At 40.4% G+C, this 19292-nt stretch carries 19 protein-coding genes and 1 riboswitch; of the genes, 4 read left to right on the forward strand and 15 right to left on the reverse strand.

The window, feature by feature from the left end:
- Positions 1-4 precede the first annotated feature (4 nt).
- The gene (locus M3206_RS10165; RefSeq protein ID WP_251312413.1) at positions 5-247 is read right to left on the reverse strand and encodes a hypothetical protein; all 243 of its coding nucleotides are present in this window, start codon (positions 245-247) and stop codon (positions 5-7) included.
- A 96-nt stretch (positions 248-343) separates the two neighbouring features.
- A riboswitch (FMN riboswitch) is annotated at positions 344-499 on the forward strand.
- 188 nt (positions 500-687) lie between these two features.
- Here M3206_RS10165 and M3206_RS10170 point away from each other — a divergent pair.
- Positions 688-1257 carry an ECF transporter S component gene (locus M3206_RS10170; RefSeq protein WP_251312414.1) on the forward strand — a complete coding sequence of 190 codons (570 nt, stop codon included), beginning with the start codon at positions 688-690 and terminating at the stop codon, positions 1255-1257.
- A 443-nt stretch (positions 1258-1700) separates the two neighbouring features.
- On the opposite strand, the gene M3206_RS10175 is transcribed toward M3206_RS10170, so the two are convergent.
- Both M3206_RS10175 and M3206_RS10180 read right to left on the reverse strand, forming a co-directional pair.
- Positions 1701-2876: a NupC/NupG family nucleoside CNT transporter gene (locus M3206_RS10175; protein ID WP_251312415.1), complete on the reverse strand. Its 1176-nt coding sequence runs from the start codon at positions 2874-2876 to the stop codon at positions 1701-1703.
- 221 nt (positions 2877-3097) lie between these two features.
- The gene (locus M3206_RS10180) at positions 3098-3334 is read right to left on the reverse strand and encodes a YuzB family protein (RefSeq protein WP_251312416.1); all 237 of its coding nucleotides are present in this window, start codon (positions 3332-3334) and stop codon (positions 3098-3100) included.
- Positions 3335-3562: 228 nt separating this feature from the next.
- On the opposite strand from M3206_RS10180, the gene M3206_RS10185 reads away from it, so the two are divergent.
- Positions 3563-4627, forward strand: coding sequence for an NAD(P)/FAD-dependent oxidoreductase (locus M3206_RS10185; RefSeq protein ID WP_251312417.1), 1065 nt, complete (start codon positions 3563-3565; stop codon positions 4625-4627).
- A gap of 60 nt (positions 4628-4687) precedes the next feature.
- Here M3206_RS10185 and M3206_RS10190 read toward each other — a convergent pair whose 3' ends face one another.
- Entirely contained in the window at positions 4688-4984 is a 297-nt protein-coding gene (locus tag M3206_RS10190; protein WP_251312418.1) for an LSM domain-containing protein, read from the reverse strand.
- A gap of 87 nt (positions 4985-5071) precedes the next feature.
- Entirely contained in the window at positions 5072-5395 is a 324-nt protein-coding gene (locus M3206_RS10195) for a YuzD family protein (protein WP_251312419.1), read from the reverse strand.
- Positions 5396-5552: 157 nt separating this feature from the next.
- Here M3206_RS10195 and M3206_RS10200 point away from each other — a divergent pair, with 157 nt between their 5' ends.
- The gene (locus M3206_RS10200) at positions 5553-5798 is read left to right on the forward strand and encodes a NifU family protein (RefSeq protein WP_425590725.1); all 246 of its coding nucleotides are present in this window, start codon (positions 5553-5555) and stop codon (positions 5796-5798) included.
- Between the two features lie 164 nt (positions 5799-5962).
- On the opposite strand, the gene argF is transcribed toward M3206_RS10200, so the two are convergent.
- From argF to yutH, 10 genes are all read right to left on the reverse strand, one after another.
- Positions 5963-6910, reverse strand: a complete 948-nt coding sequence (gene argF / locus M3206_RS10205; protein WP_251312420.1) for an ornithine carbamoyltransferase — start codon at positions 6908-6910, stop codon at positions 5963-5965.
- Positions 6910-10002: a carbamoyl phosphate synthase large subunit gene (locus M3206_RS10210; protein WP_251312421.1), complete on the reverse strand. Its 3093-nt coding sequence runs from the start codon at positions 10000-10002 to the stop codon at positions 6910-6912. Before M3206_RS10210 ends, argF begins: the two co-directional genes overlap by 1 nt.
- Positions 9995-11047 carry a carbamoyl phosphate synthase small subunit gene (locus tag M3206_RS10215; RefSeq protein WP_251312422.1) on the reverse strand — a complete coding sequence of 351 codons (1053 nt, stop codon included), beginning with the start codon at positions 11045-11047 and terminating at the stop codon, positions 9995-9997. The genes M3206_RS10210 and M3206_RS10215 overlap by 8 nt, the downstream gene beginning before the upstream one ends.
- Before the next feature lie 86 nt (positions 11048-11133).
- Entirely contained in the window at positions 11134-12291 is a 1158-nt protein-coding gene (locus M3206_RS10220) for an acetylornithine transaminase (RefSeq protein ID WP_251312423.1), read from the reverse strand.
- Complete coding sequence (gene argB / locus M3206_RS10225) at positions 12288-13028, reverse strand: acetylglutamate kinase (RefSeq protein ID WP_251312424.1); 741 nt, start codon at positions 13026-13028, stop codon at positions 12288-12290. The genes M3206_RS10220 and argB overlap by 4 nt, the downstream gene beginning before the upstream one ends.
- A 21-nt stretch (positions 13029-13049) precedes the next feature.
- Positions 13050-14276, reverse strand: coding sequence for a bifunctional ornithine acetyltransferase/N-acetylglutamate synthase (argJ, locus tag M3206_RS10230; protein WP_251312425.1), 1227 nt, complete (start codon positions 14274-14276; stop codon positions 13050-13052).
- Between the two features lie 18 nt (positions 14277-14294).
- A complete protein-coding gene (gene argC / locus M3206_RS10235; protein ID WP_251312426.1) occupies positions 14295-15329 on the reverse strand; it encodes an N-acetyl-gamma-glutamyl-phosphate reductase in 1035 nt (344 codons plus the stop codon).
- A gap of 407 nt (positions 15330-15736) precedes the next feature.
- Complete coding sequence (locus M3206_RS10240; protein WP_251312427.1) at positions 15737-16516, reverse strand: SDR family oxidoreductase; 780 nt, start codon at positions 16514-16516, stop codon at positions 15737-15739.
- 12 nt (positions 16517-16528) lie between these two features.
- Entirely contained in the window at positions 16529-17494 is a 966-nt protein-coding gene (locus M3206_RS10245; RefSeq protein WP_251312428.1) for a 2-hydroxyacid dehydrogenase, read from the reverse strand.
- Positions 17495-17575: 81 nt separating this feature from the next.
- The gene (yutH, locus tag M3206_RS10250; protein WP_251312429.1) at positions 17576-18598 is read right to left on the reverse strand and encodes a spore coat putative kinase YutH; all 1023 of its coding nucleotides are present in this window, start codon (positions 18596-18598) and stop codon (positions 17576-17578) included.
- A gap of 183 nt (positions 18599-18781) precedes the next feature.
- On the opposite strand from yutH, the gene M3206_RS10255 reads away from it, so the two are divergent.
- The gene (locus M3206_RS10255; protein ID WP_251312430.1) at positions 18782-19279 is read left to right on the forward strand and encodes a phosphatidylglycerophosphatase A family protein; all 498 of its coding nucleotides are present in this window, start codon (positions 18782-18784) and stop codon (positions 19277-19279) included.
- The last annotated feature ends 13 nt before the right edge of the window (positions 19280-19292 follow it).

Consider the following 19292-nt stretch of genomic DNA (forward strand, 5'->3'; position numbering starts at 1 on the left):
CTCCTTATTGTCGGCTTCTTAATTTTTCATCGGTATAAAAATAATCGTCATCTGCATTCAGGATAACAATCTTCCCATGACAGCACGGCATGATCAGCCTTTGCTTGACGCCTTCTTTTGCAAGATCTAATTGTTCTTCTTTAAAACTGGTCAACACGTTATCACTTTTACAAAAAGGACATTCGGCGATATAGATGTCATTCATCATTCGTTCATAAGGCCATGTATATTCAAAGGTTAATTTCATGTCATTCATCCTCTATTTAAGGTGTGATAATGGTGTTCTTATTCACAACTAACATTTTTTAAAGTATAATAGGTCGTGTAACAAAATACAATAGCGATCCATCTTCGGGGCAGGGTGAAATTCCCGACCGGCGGTAATTGAAGATTCCCTCTTCATCAGCCCGTGAGCGGAAAAATTCGAGCTTTGAATTTTTCATGCTGATCTGGTGTAACTCCAGAGCCGACAGTATAGTCTGGATGGGAGAAGATGTTGGTACAGCGGTTCATCACAAAAGATGGAACCCTTTGTTAAGTATGCATTCTACATGCTTCTTAATGATGCTGTTCTTCATACAACAACTCCCTTAGTCCACAATTTATGGCTAAGGTTTTTTTGTGTGATGCAGACTGTGCTGCATTTGAAATCATTAGATGGCGCAAGACAAAAGAGGAGAGATTTCAATGCAAAAGGGAAAAATCAAACAAATGGTAGCTGTTTCTATGCTCAGTACGATTTCATATGTGCTGATGATGCTGGACTTCCCCTTTCCGGGGCTGCCGCCATTCTTAAAAATCGACTTTAGTGAAGTTCCCGCTCTGCTGGCGGCCATCATTTTTGGTCCAATCGCAGGTATCATGGTGGAAGGAATAAAAAACACCCTACACTATGGTATAGTCGGAAGCTTTACAGGGGTTCCAGTCGGACAGCTGGCTAACTTTATTGCCGGTGTAGTGTTTATTTTGCCAGTATCGTACTTATTCCGCAAAAAACATACGGTTAAACGTCTATCAGGTGGTCTGGTTCTAGGAACAGCTTTAATGACCTTAATGATGGGATTCCTTAATTACGTGATTATCCTGCCGGCATATACATGGTTCCTTGGAGCCGAGCCGATGTCCAGTCAGATGATGATGGACCTGATTCTTAAAGGGATCACGCCATTTAATTTAGTAAAAGGAATGATCATCACTTTATTGTTTTTAGCTTTATATAATCGATTGAAGCCATGGGTAATGAAACAAATGGCTTAACATAGAAAAAACCGCTGCGTGATTTTTACGCAGCGGTTTTTTTAAGGTGAAGGTAGTCAATTACTAGCCCTCGCTTTCCAGGAAAGATGCCTGATAATGAAACTTGGCTGATGCCAAGCGGTAGTCGTCAGTCTTTTTGTTTATGTGTATTAGCGTAAAGGGTTATTCTATGCACCGTAATATGAGGTCTATGCATAAAAGTTCGACTTCTATGCACCAAAAGGATTAGTCGATGCCTTTAAAATAAGGCTCTATGCACATTACGCTTTTCTATGCACAAAAACTGGACTTCTATGCACCGTATGAGTGATTCTATGCACAGTTTTCCACACTCCAGATTTTACTTTCAAAAGCTTGTTGATCTCTGTCTCAGCATCCACAATCTTTTAAAGAATAACCAAAAAAAGAATGCAAGCATATGCTTGCATTCTTTTTACTGTATTTTATAAGAATAGACCTACGATTGTTCCCGTTAAAACGGATCCCATTGTAGCTACTAGTAATACCTTCAAACCTACTTTAGCAAGCAATGAAGCCTTTTCGCCATTAATGGCTTGTACAGTACCTAGAATAATTCCGATTGAAGAGAAGTTAGCAAATGAGATTAAGAATGATGATACGATACCAACTGTCTTTGGAGTCATGTTAGGAATCATTTTCATAAAGTCAAGCATCGCAACAAACTCGTTGGCCGCGACCTTTGTTCCCATTACTGATCCAGATTTAACAATTTCATGTGCTGGAATACCCATAATAAATGCCACTGGAGCAAATATATAACCTAATACTTCTTGGAATGTTAGGCCGAATACAGAATCAAAAGCAAAGTTCACCATTGAAAGTAATCCGATATATGTGATTAACATAGCACCAACGATTAGGGCAACTTTCCCTCCGTCTAATGCACCGTTACCTATGGCTTCGAACAAAGATTTTTCTGGAATCATTTCTTTGACTTGAATTTCTTCATCTTCCTCAGCCTTAACCGGACATACGATTGATGAAAGGATAAGTCCAGAGAACACGTTAATTGGAAGTGCAACAAGAACATATTCAGCCGGGATCATTTGCATATAAGCGCCTAGGATTGAACAACTTACAGCTACTAAAGAAGAGGTAACAACAACAAATAATCGGTTAGCTGATAACTTGTGAAGCTGAGATTTAACAGAAATAATGGCAGTTGTATCACCAAACACCATCGAGTTTACTGCTACAAAAGATTCGATTTTTGGAAGTCCAGTAACTTTTGCTACTGTCCCACCAATGTATTTGATCGCTAATGGCAAGATTCTTGTGTACGTTAGAATAGATAACAACGCAGATACAAAGATAATCATCATAAGAACATTTATGAAGAAATATTCTTTTCCACTTAAATCACCAAAAACGAATGCAATACCATCATTACCGAAAGAAAGTATTTTATTAAAAACGTTTACAATCTTGTTTAAGACTGTTTTCCCTATTTTCGTATTTAGCATGAAATAAGCAATACCCAATTGTACTGCAAACATAATAACAACGGCTCTAAAATTTATGTTCTTTTTATCATTGGACATAATGAAAGCGATTGCAATTAAGAGAAGTATACCAAGTATTCCAATTAGAATTGACATTAAATGTTCCCCCTTATACATTTAAAAAGCGAGTAATGAAACTGCTTTCAATTTTTACATTCAGTTGTCAGACATCAAATGACTGACCCTTTAATAATGTAACAAATATCGACAAAATTGCAATCTTTTTTTTAGCATTTATACCGTAGATATTTTTCCCAATTAAAAATGACCTATCCCAATAAAAAAACAGCTACCCAATTTATAAGAGGAGCTGTTGCTTAAAACATAACGTTTTCTTCTATATGGTTGTAAATATTTTTAACGAGTTCTTCTGGTGATTCGCCATGCACAATATCTCCATTTACAAGAGCAAAAAGTGATTTTGCACATTGTCCACAATAACCCAGACATCCGTATTCGATCACATCTAGATCATAATCTTTTTCTAATTCTTCGAGTGCTTTTTGAGCTCCACTCGCTAAATTACTGACACAAAACTCGATAATCGGTCTCATTTTCCCATTCACCTCTTAATGAATACATCCTAACGGTTTATTGAAAGCTAGTCAATGTAAAGACATTGATTTTTCCGCAAAAATAGTTGTGAATTTATTGCAAAGTGCTATACTTAAACATGTTAAAAACCTGAAATCGTTTACTTACATTATTTTAAGGTTATTAGTTAATATACACTTCTACAAAAATAGATAAGCATTGTCTTGAAAGAAAAGGGGAAATGAAAAATGAAGCACCTCGTTTTACTTGGCGGAGGATATGGAAATATGCGTGTGTTGAAGAGGCTTCTTAATTCCTCAGACCTCCCTGAAAATATTCAACTTACACTCATTGATCGTGTGCCCTATCATTGTTTGAAAACTGAATACTACGCGCTAGCTGCCGGAACAATTTCAGATCATCATGTTCGGGTTACCTTTCCTGAACACCCTCGCTTGAATATTAAATATGGGGAAGTTACAGGAATTGATCTTAATGAAAAGAAAGTACGGTTAAAAGATCAGGACGATGTATCTTATGATGATCTCGTTATCGGCCTTGGATGTGAAGACAAGTATCACAATGTGCCAGGAGCTGATCAATTCACATTAAGTATTCAAACGATCGATAAGTCGCGCCATACGTACCAAGTACTTAATAACCTACCTGCTAATGCAGTTGTTGGTGTTGTTGGAGCAGGACTCTCTGGTGTTGAACTTGCATCAGAACTTCGTGAGAGCAGACCGGACCTTTCCATTAAACTGTTTGACCGCGGAGATATCATTCTTTCCGGATACAAAAAGAGATTGAGCAACTATGTTCAAAATTGGTTTGTTGAACATGGTGTTGAAGTAATCAATAATTCGAATGTAACGAAAGTTGAACAAGGCGCTCTTTATAACCATGATGAAAGAGTGGAATGTGATGCAATCGTTTGGACAGCAGGTATTCAGCCAAGCCATATCGTTCGCGCACTAGATGTTGAAAAAGATGGCCAGGGACGTGTTGTCCTATCTGAACATCATCACCTTCCATCTGATGAACATGTTTATGTAGTTGGGGATTGCGCAAGTCTCCCTTATGCACCGAGTGCACAGCTTGCTGAAGAACAAGCAGAACAGATCTCTCAAGTTCTATTAGCACGCTGGAATAACCAGCCGCTTCCTGAAATGAATGAGATTAAATTAAAAGGTGTAATGGGATCCCTGGGCAAAAAGAGCGGATTCGGCACAATGGGAAGCGCCGCGTTGATCGGCCGTGTACCACGCTTATTAAAATCAGGTATCTTATGGCTATATAAATATCAAGTATAAAAAGAAGCCGACTAACCCATAAGTTAGTCGGCTTCTTTTTGTCCGGTCCATGATCTGAAATTACCAAAAGAAGGGACGGAAACGGCGGATCCGGAAAAATGGAAATCCAAAAATTCCGAAACCAGGAAAGAATGGTGCCACAAAAATAATGCGGCTGTCACGCTGTTCACCTGGCAAGATCAAATACATATTGTCCTTATCATAGCTGTGAAGTCTACCATGATACTCATTTCCATCATCCAATTCAATCGTCACGTTTTGTCCCATATATTTATGGCACAGGTGATGAAAATGATGGTGAGAAGGTCCAGCGTGTGATTCATCCTTAAATAATTTACCTTTTGAAGGGTTTAACAATGGCATTTGCCTCCTTTTTTCCATAACATCATATTCTGAAAAAGAGACAAAGTATGTGTACAAACCCAATTCAAAAAAAATAGGCGCTTAACTTACAGCGCCATAACCGTTCTGTTCAATAATGTTGTAGATTGTTTTAAGGTTTGGATTTCCTTCTGCGACAATTTCACCGTTAATTACGACTACGGGATAAAAAAGGTCTTCATCTATAATTCTTACGGAGAATGCTTGATCTTCATCATTTTCTGGCTTTTCCATATCGATATACTGTACTTGAAATACAGTGTTCGGAAATTTTCTGGAGATGGCAGCTTCCAGCCACTCTGCTGTTTCTTTTGCTGATGGAAGATGTACACAACTCGCACATTTCTGCTCTGCACCATATACTTTTATTAAAAGTGAATTTTTCATGAAGAACACCTCAATGTATGCGCTTATTTGCTTTCATCATACCTTATTTTGCGAGAAAGAAAAAGGAGCAAATATCATGATGCTTGCTCATGGATTTTTTATTCTATATCCCGTATACTAATGGTAAGTTCTTTTTAAGAAAGGAGCCTTGATAGTTATGGCTGAAACTCAAAACTTAGAGATGCGCGAACAAGTAGAAGAAGTTCTTGATAAATTGCGTCCGTTCCTTCTTCGTGATGGTGGAGACGTCGAGTTAGTGGATATTGAAGACGGTGTTGTAAAAGTACGTCTTATGGGTGCTTGCGGAAGCTGCCCAAGTTCGACAATCACTTTAAAAGCTGGTATCGAACGTGCACTTCTTGAAGAAGTTCCTGGTGTAGTTGAACTAGAGCAAGTATTTTAATAAAGAAGCCGCTCCTCTATGGAGCGGCTTTTTTAATGCTTTTGAAAGCTGGTAATTTCCGTTTCTAATACTCCCTTTCCGGGGACGGGCGGTGAGCCCCAGGAGTCACACCTGTCTAGCCTCCGCATCAAAGGAATGTATTAGAAATGAAGCCTTCACATGCTTTAAGACATCAAATGAACGAGTAATGCTTTTTGTGCGTGGAGTCGGTTTTCGGCTTCGGGGAACACCACTGAATGATGACCATCGATGATTTCTGCTGTTACTTCTTCTCCGCGGTGTGCGGGCAGACAGTGCATGAAGATGTAATCTTTTTTTGCATGTGATACCAGCTCTTCGTTTACTTGGTACGGTTCAAAATGAGCCAGTCTTTCTTCCGCTTCGCTCTCTTGCCCCATACTCGCCCATACATCTGTATAGATCACATCACTGTTCTTTATACCGTATACCGGATCGTTTGTAACTTGTACGTTAGCACCTGTTTGGTTTGCGATTTCTTTTGCATGTGTGACGATCTCTTCGTTCGGCTCATAATTTTTTGGTGTAATAATCGTGCAATCCATGCCGACTTTAACTGAAGCAATCAGCAGGGAATGAGCAACATTATTGCCATCACCGATATATGCCACTTTTTTTCCTTTAAATGAGCCCTTATATTCTAAGATCGTTAATAGGTCAGCGAGTGCCTGACATGGATGGAACTCATCTGTCAGTCCATTAATAACGGGAATCGTACTGTTTTGTGCTAGTTCTTCAACGATGGATTGGTGGAAGGTACGGATCATGATTCCGTCCAGATAGCCAGATAGCACTTTAGCTGTATCTGAAACAGTTTCCCCTCTTCCCATTTGTATATCGCGTGTACTTAAATGGATCGCATGACCCCCGAGCTTAAGCATTGCAGCTTCAAAAGACACTCGTGTTCGTGTAGACGATTTTTCAAAGATCATCCCTAGGATTTTCCCTTTTAATAAGGGCGGTGCGGATGCCCCTTGTTTTTTTAAGTCTTTCGCCAGATTCAGCAGATCGATGATTTCATTTCCCGAATAATCGAGCAATGTCAGGAAATCCTTTTTCGTTCTTGTTGTGCGTAAAGGATGAACGATTGACATCAGATCAACACTTCCTTTCTTGTGTTCTTTACTAAAATTGCTGCTTGCAGATAAGCGTCTGCGGTCTCTTTTCGTGTGAAAACATGCACCCTTTCCAGAACAGCCATTTTAGCAGTGAAGTTATTCGTCTCATCAGTAAAATGGATATACGCCACTTTATTGTCCGTTTTAATCCATTCATCAAACGAAAGTTCTTTCTCCGTAACGACCTCAAATCCAAGATCTTTCCATGAGTCGTATTCAGCTTTTGCGGAATCACCTTCAATAAAAACACTTCCTTTAAAGTCCCATAGGTTATTCAGTTGAAGTGTTGATCCTTTTAAAGCTTTAACGAGTGCAGACGTAAAATCTTCGTCTGTTCCGATCACTTCACCCGTTGAAGACATAACTGGTGAAAGCACTGGAGTAACACCAGGGAGTTTGATCGTTGAAAAAACAGGTGCTTTAACGGTAATAAACGGCTGGCCATTATGCACATCTTCCAGTTTTAATTCGTTTAAAGAAGTTCCAAGCATCAGTTCTGTTCCTTTTTGGACTAAGTTTACATCTGTGATCTTACTCATGATCGGAGCTGTTCTTGAAGCCCTTGGATTTACTTCAATCACATAAACTTTTTCACCATCAACAGCAAATTGTATATTGAACAATCCTTTATACTCCATGTTTGTTGCGATTTTTTCCGAATAGCTGATTATTTGGTGTTGAACATCTTTCGTAAGCGACTGTGGCGGGGTTACGGTCAAACTATCGCCAGAATGAACGCCGGTTCCTTCAATATGTTCAAAAATGCCTGGTATAAATATGTCTGATCCATCTGTTAGTACATCTACTTCAGCTTCTTTTCCTTCAAGGAACGTATCGATCAAGATCGGATAGACCACAACCTCATTCAATAAAAAGGCGTTAAGCTCTTTTTCAGAGTAGAACACTTTCATCCCGCTTCCTCCAATAACATAGGAAGGTCGGACAAGGACAGGAAATCCTAACTTTTTAGCAAAAGTTTTCGTTTCTTCTTTATCATGGGCTGTAAATCCATCTAGTTTCGGAATACCGATTTGATCTAAAAATTGATAGAAACGATCTCGGTCTTCCATCTGATCAACCGTATCTGCCGGCGTTCCTAGTACATGGATGCCGGCATTTTCTAGTTCTTCTGCTAAGTTGATTGAAGTCTGGCCGCCAAACTGCAAAATAACCTCTGTTATCCCTTCGAATTGTAAAACATGATAGATGTCCTCAAACGTTAAGGGTTCAAAGTACAGTGAATCAGATACTTCATAATCTGTACTTACCGTTTCTGGATTGTTATTGATTAAAATGGCTTCATAACCCAATCTGTTTAAGGCTAATGCACTGTGTACACAGCAGTAATCGAATTCTACACCCTGACCGATACGTATAGGACCCGAGCCAATAACAGCCACTTTTTTCTTTTGTTCTGGCTTTTTATCACTTTCTCCACTCCAGCTCGAATAAAAATAAGTGGTTTTTGCTTCAAATTCAGCAGCGCACGTATCAACCATTTTGTATGAAGGCGTGATCTGCCATTCCTCTCGTTTCTGTCTCACCTCTTTTTCAGAGACGGACCAGATTTTAGCTAAATCTTGATCTGAGAAGCCAAACTTTTTAGCCATCTTCAGCTGTGCTTCATCGATCGTTTGTACGTTTACTTTTTTCAGTTCCTGATACATCTGGATCATCTGGCTGTACACAGATAAGAAATAAGGCGAGATCTTCGTAACCTCATGTATTTTGTTAGGAGAAATACCCCTTTTAAGCAGTTCAAGAACGACAAAGAAACGTCGATCATCTGGATCAGCTGCTAATTTGAACAATTCTTCTTCTTTAAAAGCGGAAAGTTCTTTTAAGAATATACCTTCTGTTTTTAGCTCAAGTGAACGGATGGCTTTTTGGAAAGCTGAAGCCATATTTCGTTCTAAAGCCATCACTTCTCCGGTTGCTTTCATCTGAGTGCCAAGCTTTCTGTTTGCGTCAGTAAATTTATCAAACGGCCAACGAGGCATTTTTACGGCTACATAATCTAAAGCAGGTTCGAAACTAGCGAATGTTGTTCCTGTAACAGGGTTTTTCAGTTCGTGAAGGTTATACCCAAGTGCAAGCTTTGCTGCGATCTTAGCTATCGGATAACCTGTAGCTTTAGAAGCAAGCGCTGATGAGCGGCTCACTCGTGGATTCACTTCGATTAAATAATACTCCGATGAATGCGGGTGAAGGGCAAACTGTATATTACAGCCTCCAACGATCTCTAGTGCTGAAATAATTGTAAGAGAAGCTTTTCTTAAAGCTTGATATTCGTCATCTGTCAGTGTCTGACTAGGTGCGACCACTACAGAATCACCAGTGTGTACCCCTACTGGATCCACATTTTCCATATTACAAACCGTGATGCATGTGCCGTTCTCGTCACGCATCACTTCATACTCGATCTCTTTGTAGCCTGCGATACTTTTTTCTATCAGACATTGTTTGATCGGACTTGCTGAAAGACCTTGTTTGACAAGATTAGTAAGCGCTTCTTTCGAACTGGCGATTCCCCCGCCAAATCCTCCGAGTGTATAAGCGGGACGCACGATGACTGGGTAGCCTGTTGCATCTGCAAACCCAATCGCTTCTTCGATGGAAGATACGATTTCACTTTCAGGTACGGGTTCACCAAGCTTATGCATAAGAGCACGGAATACTTCTCGGTCCTCTGCTTTTTTTATTGATTGGATATCTGTACCTAATAGTCTTACGCCATATTTTTGTAGGATTCCATTTTCATAGAGATCCATCGCAAGATTCAAGCCAGTTTGACCTCCTACTGTCGCAAGCAGGCCATCCGGCTTTTCTTTTTGAATAATCTTTTCTGCATATTCAACGGTTAATGGTTCAAAGTAAATCTCGTCTGCGAATGTTTGATCCGTCATGATGGTTGCAGGATTGTTGTTGATTAAGACAACTTGAATCCCTTCTTCTTTTAACGCTTTACAAGCTTGGGTTCCTGAATAATCAAACTCTGCGGCCTGCCCGATTACGATGGGGCCGGAACCAATGACGAGAACCTTCTTGATGTTGGAGTCTTTAGGCATAGCTTCTCACCTTCTCTTTATGCTTTACAGTCTGTATGAATTCTTGAAAAATCTCTGCATGTTCTTGTGGACCAGGTGCTGCCTCAGGATGAAACTGAACACTTGAAACTTCGTATTGGCTGTGCCACAAGCCTTCCACGCTATCATCATTGACATTCTTAAACCAAATGTTGAATCCGGTAGCGTAGAGACTCTCTTTTTTCACCACATAACTATGGTTCTGTGAACTCATCGATACTTTTCCGGTCTTAACATTCATGACAGGATGATTCGCTCCCCGATGACCAAACTTAAGTTTCATGGTTTCCCCGCCAAATGCGAGTGCCAGTATTTGATGGCCAAGGCAGATGCCAAGCACCGGATAACTGATTGCAATATGTTTATAGCGATGAAAGTATTTTGAAAATCTCATAGGGTCTCCTGCTCCATTTGAGAACACAAACCCATCTGGATTCAATTTTTCTATTTCTGAAACCTCATAATGATAGGGAACAACAGTTACCGTACAGCCTTGATCGACAAGGGATTCAGCAATCGATTTCTTATAGCCAAAATCGATTAAGACAATATGTGTTTTACCCGTACCGAACTTCTCAAGTGATGTTGCCGGCCAGCATTCTTGTAATTGAAAGGATTCAGCAGACAATGGACTTGCATGCATAACAGCAGGCACTGAACCTTTTTTACGAATCTGCTGGATAAGAGCTCTTGTATCCACATTGGTGAGAGCAGGAATTCGATGATGATTCAGGTACGCAGTCAATGAATGTTGTTCTCCCTCGAGCTGAAAAGGATAGCAATCTGCCATGATGACACCCGAAACTTGAATTTGAGCAGATTCCATACTTTCAGGCTTAAAGCCATAGTTACCGATAAACGGGTAGGAAAATACGACGATCTGTCCTTGGTATGATGGATCCGTCAGTACTTGTTCATACCCTGTCATTCCTGTATAAAATACAACTTCACCTGAGCAATACTGATGTTCGCCGATCCAGTCGCCTTCAAATGAAGTCCCATTCGCTAATGTAATAGAGCCTTTCATGGTTCCATCCCTCTCTTTGTATAAAACCTATAACCATACGTATTTTTATTCATTCATTTGTATAAAAAATAAGGATTATTCGTCCTTTATGTTGATACCTTATGAAACTGTTTAAATAATTGACTAATGATTCCTGCAGCTGTTTCAAGTTCTTCTTCAGATACAGTTAGTGGCGGTAGCAGACGAATCACGTTCTCTCCTGCCGGTACGGTCAGTAAACCTTGCTCTTCCAGCCACTCTATGAAACTTCCCACAGGTCTCTCACATTCTATCCCGATCAATAAACCTTTGCCTCTTACTTCTTTTACGAGTGGATGCGAATGGAGTGAGTCTTTTAGGACTTTCATAAAGTTGTTCCCTTTACACTCCACCTCATGTAAAAAATCTTCCTGAAAAATGATATTCAGAACGGTCTGACCCACACTGCAAGCTAAAGGGCTTCCGCCGAACGTGGTTCCGTGGCTTCCAGGTCCAAAGGCAGTTTTCAATATTTCTTTACCAAGCATCGCTCCGATCGGGAATCCATTTCCCAATCCTTTAGCAAGTGTAACGATGTCTGGATGTAAATCGAAATGGTCATATGCATATCGTTTCCCTGTTCTTCCGATTCCGGTCTGCACTTCATCCACGATCAGCAGGATATGATTATCATCACATATTTTTTGAATTTCCTTATAAAATGACAGATCCGCCATGCGTACTCCGCCTTCGCCTTGAAACACTTCCATCATGATTGCGGCAGTATCCTCATCTGCAATTTTTGATAGCTCCTCGGTTTCATTCCACGGAAGATGCACAAACTCCGAAATAAGCTCACCATAACCGTCTTTCACCTTTTGCTGCCCAGTTGCAGACATAGCACCGAATGTACGACCATGGAAAGAATCCTTAAACGTTATGATTTTATTTTTTCCTGTATACTTTTTTGCGAGTTTGATTGCAGCCTCATTGGCTTCTGCACCGCTGTTGCAAAAAAAGGCTAAATCTAAAGGGGTATTCTTAACAAGTGTCTCAGCAAGGACTTCCTGCTGGTCGTTCTTAAATAGATTTGAAGTGTGCCATATTTTCTCACTCTGATCCTGGATGGCCGAAACCACTTCTGGATGACAGTGTCCTAGATTCGTTACTGCTATCCCGCTAGTGAAATCCAGATAGCGCTTATTGTTTTCATCAAACACATAGGTCCCGCTTCCCTTTTCTAGCTGAAATTCTTTTCTTTTATATGTTGGGAATAATGAACTCATGTTACTAGTACCTCCTTATAGCATCGTGTGCCTGTCAACGTTTGATCTGCTATTAGAACCTCTTTGATGTTCAGGTTCAGACAGTTCACTGTAGCTTCTACTTTAGGTATCATTCCGCCGTAAATGTGCCCATCAACAATCCCCTGCTTTAACTCAGTAACAGATAACTGATCAGCCTTCTTTCCTTCTATTTGAACTCCAGAAATATCAGTAACAAAACAAACGGATTCGGCAGATAAGGCAGCTGCAGCTTCACCAGCCACGGTGTCTGCATTGATATTTACTTCTTCTCCGTTTTCAGTGACGCCTAGAGAAGCAATTACCGGCACTTTTCCCGCAATCAGTAGTTCTTCTAAAAGGACGATGTTCACATTTATTACTTTACCGACAAACCCATACTTCTCTTGATCTAAGAACTCACATTGAATGAGTGTATTTTCGGATCCGCTTAATCCGACAGCTTGAATTCCTTCTTGCTGCAAGCGATCAACCAGTTTATTATTTGCTTCATCCATTAATGCTGTTTTAACACATGAAAGGGCTTCTTCGGATGTGATCCTTATGCCATCTTTCTTTTGAATAGGTAATCCCTTTTCTTTTAGCTTTTTATTTATTTCAGGTCCCCCGCCATGAACGATAACTACTTTTTCACCTTGATGAATCTTGTTATGCAGACTGTTAAAGAAGGCAGGCTGTAAATTTTCCAGCGTGCTTCCGCCGATTTTTAATACAGACAACAAACTTCCTCACACCCCTTTTTATGTTCGATAACTAGCATTAATTTGTACATAATCATAGGTTAAGTCGCATCCCCAAGCTCTTCCGTTTCCGAATCCTTCTGATAGGATGACCGTAATATGAATCTCCTGACCTTTTAAATAGTTTCGAATATCTGCTTCTGAAAACATGACAGGCTCTCCATCTGCCACCACTTCATGTTCTCCGATCAGTATTTTCATCTGATCTGGGTTAAAAGCTACGCCGCTATAGCCTGCAGCACACAGAATTCTTCCCCAGTTCGCGTCACATCCAAAGACTGCTGTTTTAACAAGAGGTGAACCAACCACCGTTTTGGCTATGATTCTAGCATCCTTCTCTGTTCTGGCTCCTCGTACGTTCACTTCAATTAGTTTGCTCGCTCCCTCCCCATCTTTGGCGATCAGTTTGCCCAAGTCTTCACAAACGAGTACAAGCGCATCCAAGAATAGATCCCATTCAGGATGGTTTCTGTTCAGTTCCTCATTCTCAGCCATACCATTAGCAAGCATAAGCACCATATCATTTGTTGAAGTATCACCGTCTACTGTAATGCAGTTAAATGTTCGCTCTACCGCATAAGACAGTGCTTCGTGAAGGTTATCCTGATGAATGTTTGCATCTGTTGTTATAAATCCAAGCATCGTCGCCATGTTTGGATGAATCATCCCTGATCCTTTGGCAGTACCTGCGATCGTGATCGTTTTATCATTGATTTTAAGGGAGTATGCTGTATTTTTTGATACGGTATCTGTTGTTAAGATCGCTTGAGAAAAATCAATTGAGCCTTTTAATTCGGCATCGAGCTCAAGATTTTGAATACCTGCTGAAATCTTATCCATCGGCAGATGTTCTCCAATTACTCCGGTTGATGCTACTCCAACAAGGTGTGGAGAAATGCCGAGCTTATTCGCTGTTTGAATTTGCATTTGTTTTGCGTCTTCGTACCCTTGTTTTCCTGTACATGCATTGGCGTTACCAGAATTGACGATAACGGCTTGGAGCTTACCTTCTTGTTTGATGCTCTCCTGTGTCACTTTTAGAGGAGCGGCCTGAACTTGATTAGTCGTGTAAACCCCCGCAGCGCAGGCAGGTTTTAAGCTGTATAAAAGTCCTAAATCAAGCTTTTTATGTTTTACTCCGCAATGCAGTCCGCTTGCGTAAAAGCCTTTAGGGGTTGCAATATTTATTCCTGTAACTTTGTGTATGGATGGTTTAGTAGCCTGCATTTATCCTGCCTCCTCGATTTAAGGGAACAATGGCGATTGTTGAAGTCCCTCTGTTTCATTCAATCCGAACATGATATTCATATTTTGTACAGCTTGCCCTGCCGCACCTTTGATCAAATTGTCGATTACAGATATTACGGTGATTCGATTCGTTCGTTCATCCAAAGCAAAGGTTAAATCACAATAGTTGGAACCGTACACCTGCTTTGTAAAGAGATCTGTTTTTTCCTTAAAAACTCGAACGAATGGTTTTGATTGATAGAATTCATTAAAAATCTCACTAACCGTATGCGGCTGTATATCTTCTGTAAGTTCTGCATAGATGGTAGCCATGATCCCTCTCGTCATTGGTACAAGGTGCGTCGTAAAAGTAATGTTCACTTCAGTTTCAGCAAAGGTTTTTAATGTTTGTTCGATCTCTGGGATATGCTGATGTTTGTTCATTTTATAAACACTCAGACTATCATTCACTTTTGTAAAATGTGATGCTTTATTGGGTGAAGCACCGGCTCCTGATAGACCACTTTTTGCATCAATGATCAGTGACTTCGGGTTGATCACGTTTGTTTTTACTAAGGGCAGTATCCCTAAGAGTGTTGCTGTAGGGTAACAGCCGGGATTCGCGATCAAATTCGCTTCTTTTATTTTGTTCTCATTCCATTCAGTTAAACCGTAAACCGCATTGTCTACAAAAGTAGCGTTCGGAGGCTCTTTCCCATACCATTTGCGATAGACATCAGCCTCTTTTAAACGAAAATCTCCTGCTAGATCGATTACTTTCATCTTTCCTTCTAGATGTGGAGGAAGAAGTTCTGATGATACTCCGCTTGGAGCAGAACAGAACAATACATCAAGTTCGTCTGTTTCTAGCTGTTCAAATGAGCGAAGTTTTTCCTGGTTCATTTCAAACAGGTGGGGAGCTTCATCCGAAAGTAGTTGACCTTGTTTTGAGGATGAGTATAGGAATAACTCGTTTATTTCTTGATGTGCGGTTAACAGCCGGAACAATTCTAATCCACCATATCCGGTTACTCCAATAATTCCAGCTCTCAAAACATATCACTCCTTTAATAAGTTAAGGTTCATTATAGGACTGTATAAAAATTTATTCAAGAGTATATTTATTAAATTTTCATTTATTATAAAATTCTTTCATTTTTAATGCAGTATTGTAAAAATAAGGATGGGAATTAGTAGGATTTAGTGTTCGGCAGTCCCACCACAGGGATCGAGAGCAGGTATTGAAATGAATGAGACTGAATACTGGAGGAATCCCACGGTATTTTACTTTTTTCCTGCGATAAATGAAAAAATCCCACGTTAATTGCAAAATAACCACGAGTCGACACATCGCGACAAACTTCGTCTCCTCTACTCTATCTACTCTCCCCCTAAATAAAAAAGCTTACATATAAGCCGGCCATAAACCACCTTACAAGTAAGCTTTATAAAAACGATAATTATTGTCTTAAGAATCCACCTTCAGAGTGGATGACTTGGCCCGTAATCCATTCAGCTTCTGGTGAAGCTAAAAACGCGATCAGCCTTGCTGCATCCTCTGGTTTACCGACTCTTCCTAGAGGAAACTTTGGCAGCAAAGCTTTTTTCAGGTCTTCCGTCATCCATCCCGTATCGGTCGGACCCGGATTAACCGCGTTAACCCGAATTCCTTTAGAGCCTAATTCGGCAGCCATCGTTACCGTTAACGCTTCGATCGCTCCTTTTGTTGCAGCATATGCGAGCTCCCCAATCATTGGACCCTTTGACTGACCAGAAGTCAGATGGATGATGCTTCCGTCCGTTCCTTTCAATCGTTTTGCAAATTCCACACTTAAAAGCGTGGTAGCACGGAGATTTACGGTATAATGCTTGTCCAGCATTTCACTGGTTGTTTCTTTCCAAGGGTGGTGCTCTGAAAAACATGCATTATTGACTAGAATACTTGGCTGGCCAATTTTTTGTTCAACTTGATGAAAGAGATCTGGAAATTGCTTTGGATCGGCGAGATCAATCTCCATGAACGCCGTTTCTACACCAAGGCCCTCCAGTTTCTTAACTAAAATAGTCGGATCACTTTGATGATTCTCCTTGTACGTTTGGTTATCATATGTACCCCAAGTGGTAAAGAAAATATTAGCGCCCTTTTGAGCAAGCTGTAAGCAGGCGGCTGCCCCGATGCCATTTAGACGGCTAGCTCCAGTAATTAATGCTGTTTTTCCTTTTAAAGGACGAGTGTTCATCTTCTTACCTCCTTAGCCGACTGGTGTTTCAGCCGCTTTTCCTTCTAGAATCAATCCGATGTTTCGACAAGCCCGTTCAGCCATCTTCATTCTCGTTTCCACGCTAGCACTTCCAATGTGAGGCAAAGCCACGACTTGATTCATCGATAAGAGCGGGTGATCCGGTGCGATTGGTTCTTTAACAAAGACATCTAATCCAGCTCCAGCTATGGTGCCATTTTGCAGTGCATCTACAAGTGCCTCTTCATCAACGGATGCACCTCGACCAGCATTAATAAAGATCGCGCTTTTTTTCATCGCTTGAAAAGCTTCCCGGTTAAACATCCCCCTCGTCTCTTCTGTTAAAGGTGCAAGACAAACAACAAAATCAGATTCCTTTAAAAGATCATAAAAGTCTTTATATGTCGCGCCAAGATTTTTTTCGGCATCATGCTTTCGGTTACGGTTGTGATAGAGGATGTTCATATCAAATCCCTTCGCCCGTCTAGCAACGGCTTCACCTATCCGTCCCATCCCTACGATACCGATCGTCTTATGATGAACATCTGCGCCCGCCAGCAATAAAGGTCCCCAGCTGTTCCATTTCCCTTCTTTTACGTAGTTGGCTGATTCAACAAGGCGTCTAGCTGAGGCTAAGATTAATGAAAATGCTAGATCTGCTGTTGAATCCGTCAGGACATCTGGTGTATTGCATACCGTTATGTTATTTTCTTTCGCTTTTTGAATATCAATATTGTCATAACCGACAGCGAGGTTAGCCACAACTTTTAAAGATTCGGCTTTGTCTAGAAGTTCTCCATCCACTTTGTCTGACAGCATCGTTAATAGTCCTTCCGCTTTTTGTGCTTCTTTTAGAAGAACTTCACGAGGAACGGCTTTTTCTTCATGAGGCCACATGCCGACTTCGGCTATTTCTTTTAACTTCTTAAGTGTTTCTTCTGGTAGCTTTCTTGTCACATATACGTATGGTTTCTGCATCCGCTTTCACTCCTTTCTCGTATTTTCGCATGAGCGTTATAAAAAAACAAAAAAAGAGCTCCTATGAAGAGCCCTCTTTCGTTAGATCATTGGAACGAGCCAATCCACTATTGGAATATTCAATTCTCGAACAGGCAGGCCGATCGATCTGAAAAAGCTTTTTAGAAAATACTCATTTTGTCTTTCGTACGAGATTAAGTCAGTAAAGCGGCGAACATATAATTCTTTTCCAATATCCCTCTCATTTTTATAATGGCCGTCGACTGTATCAAAATAGTTAGTTGGAAATAAGAGTCTGCCATACAGCAATCTCCAAGCACCTTTTGACAGAGGTTTTACCTTTTCGTAGTCATCAATTAAATTTAAGATCTCATCATTTCTGAATTCGGGCTGATAAATTTTTTCACGTATGCATTCTGCCACATCTCTCATTGGACTATCAATCACCCAGCCAACAGGAAGTTTAATAAAACCGTCTGAAGATCTGAGCCAGGAACGTTCACTAAAACGGTCATAACAGATGGCTGCAGATCCAATTCCCTTTGGTCCTCTTTCTAACTGATAATCGGTGATGTATTGGATGGCATTCTCTGCTAAGCCCTCATAGTAAGGAAACGTCGTCAAGAAAAGATGATCAAAATCATTTTTTTGTTTTCTTGATGACACTTCGGCATACGTATTGTGCATTTCATCTACACGATTCATCCATAAAAGCGGCCATTGTCCGTAAGCAACTTGTTGAACCGGGTAATATTGTTCGAGCCCTTTCCCCCGTTTATGGAACTCAGCTAGCTCCATGCCTAATGAAACATTCCGCTTCTCTTTTTTCTTATGAGACTTTTTAAAGATGATTACAGACTCTCCATCCACATAGGCACTGGGCATATTTGTAATGGTCGGCTGTAGAACAGGCAAGCTGTCTTCTCCTCGTTGCTGCAATAAATCACTGATGAACATCATTTCCTGCAATTGCTCATATGTCATCTGCTGTTGAGGAATTACAATATATTGGTCTCCCTTGCAGGTAAATGTCCGGTATCCGGATTCCGATCGTCTGTCTTCACAAACCAGTTGATAATGATGAAAAATATCTCTTTCAAACAAAGGCGATCCCCCCACCTATCAGCTTTCCAGCGGTTGTACGACATGAACATCCGCATATATGGATACACCATTGTATGCCCATATAGGCGAAGTGGTTAGCTTTTTTTGATAAATTCATATCTTTATTGAGAAAACATATACTATACAAAGCTAAGGAGACCATCAGAGAAAAGGAGTACAGGGATGCCAAACAAAAAAGTGGAAAATGTCGAAGAAACAGCACGCAAACTGCTAAACGAACGGGGCGTTACGGTAAACGATATAGCTGAACTTGTTTATTTTCTCCAAGTCCCCTACCACCCTGATTTAAAGATGGAAGTATGCAGAGAAAATGTTGAAAGGGTTATTGCAAAACGCGAAGTCCAAAACGCCATATTAACGGGCATCTGTCTTGATGTTTTAGCGGAAGAAAAGAAACTCGAACATCCGCTTCAAGAAATATTGGCTAGAGATGAGAGCCTCTACGGCATTGATGAGATTATTGCACTTTCTATCGTAAATATATATGGTTCAATCGGATTTACGAACTACGGATTCATTGATAAACAAAAACCTGGGATTTTAGAAAAGTTAAATGATAAATCTACCGGGAAGGTTCACACGTTTTTAGATGATATCGTAGGTGCAATCGCAGCAGCAGCATCCAGCCGCCTTGCACACCGGGCTGCTAACACAGAATAATAATAAGGCTTAA

It is taken from the genome of Fictibacillus phosphorivorans (assembly GCF_023715845.1).
Classification (GTDB): Bacteria; Bacillota; Bacilli; order Bacillales; family Fictibacillaceae; genus Fictibacillus; species Fictibacillus phosphorivorans_D.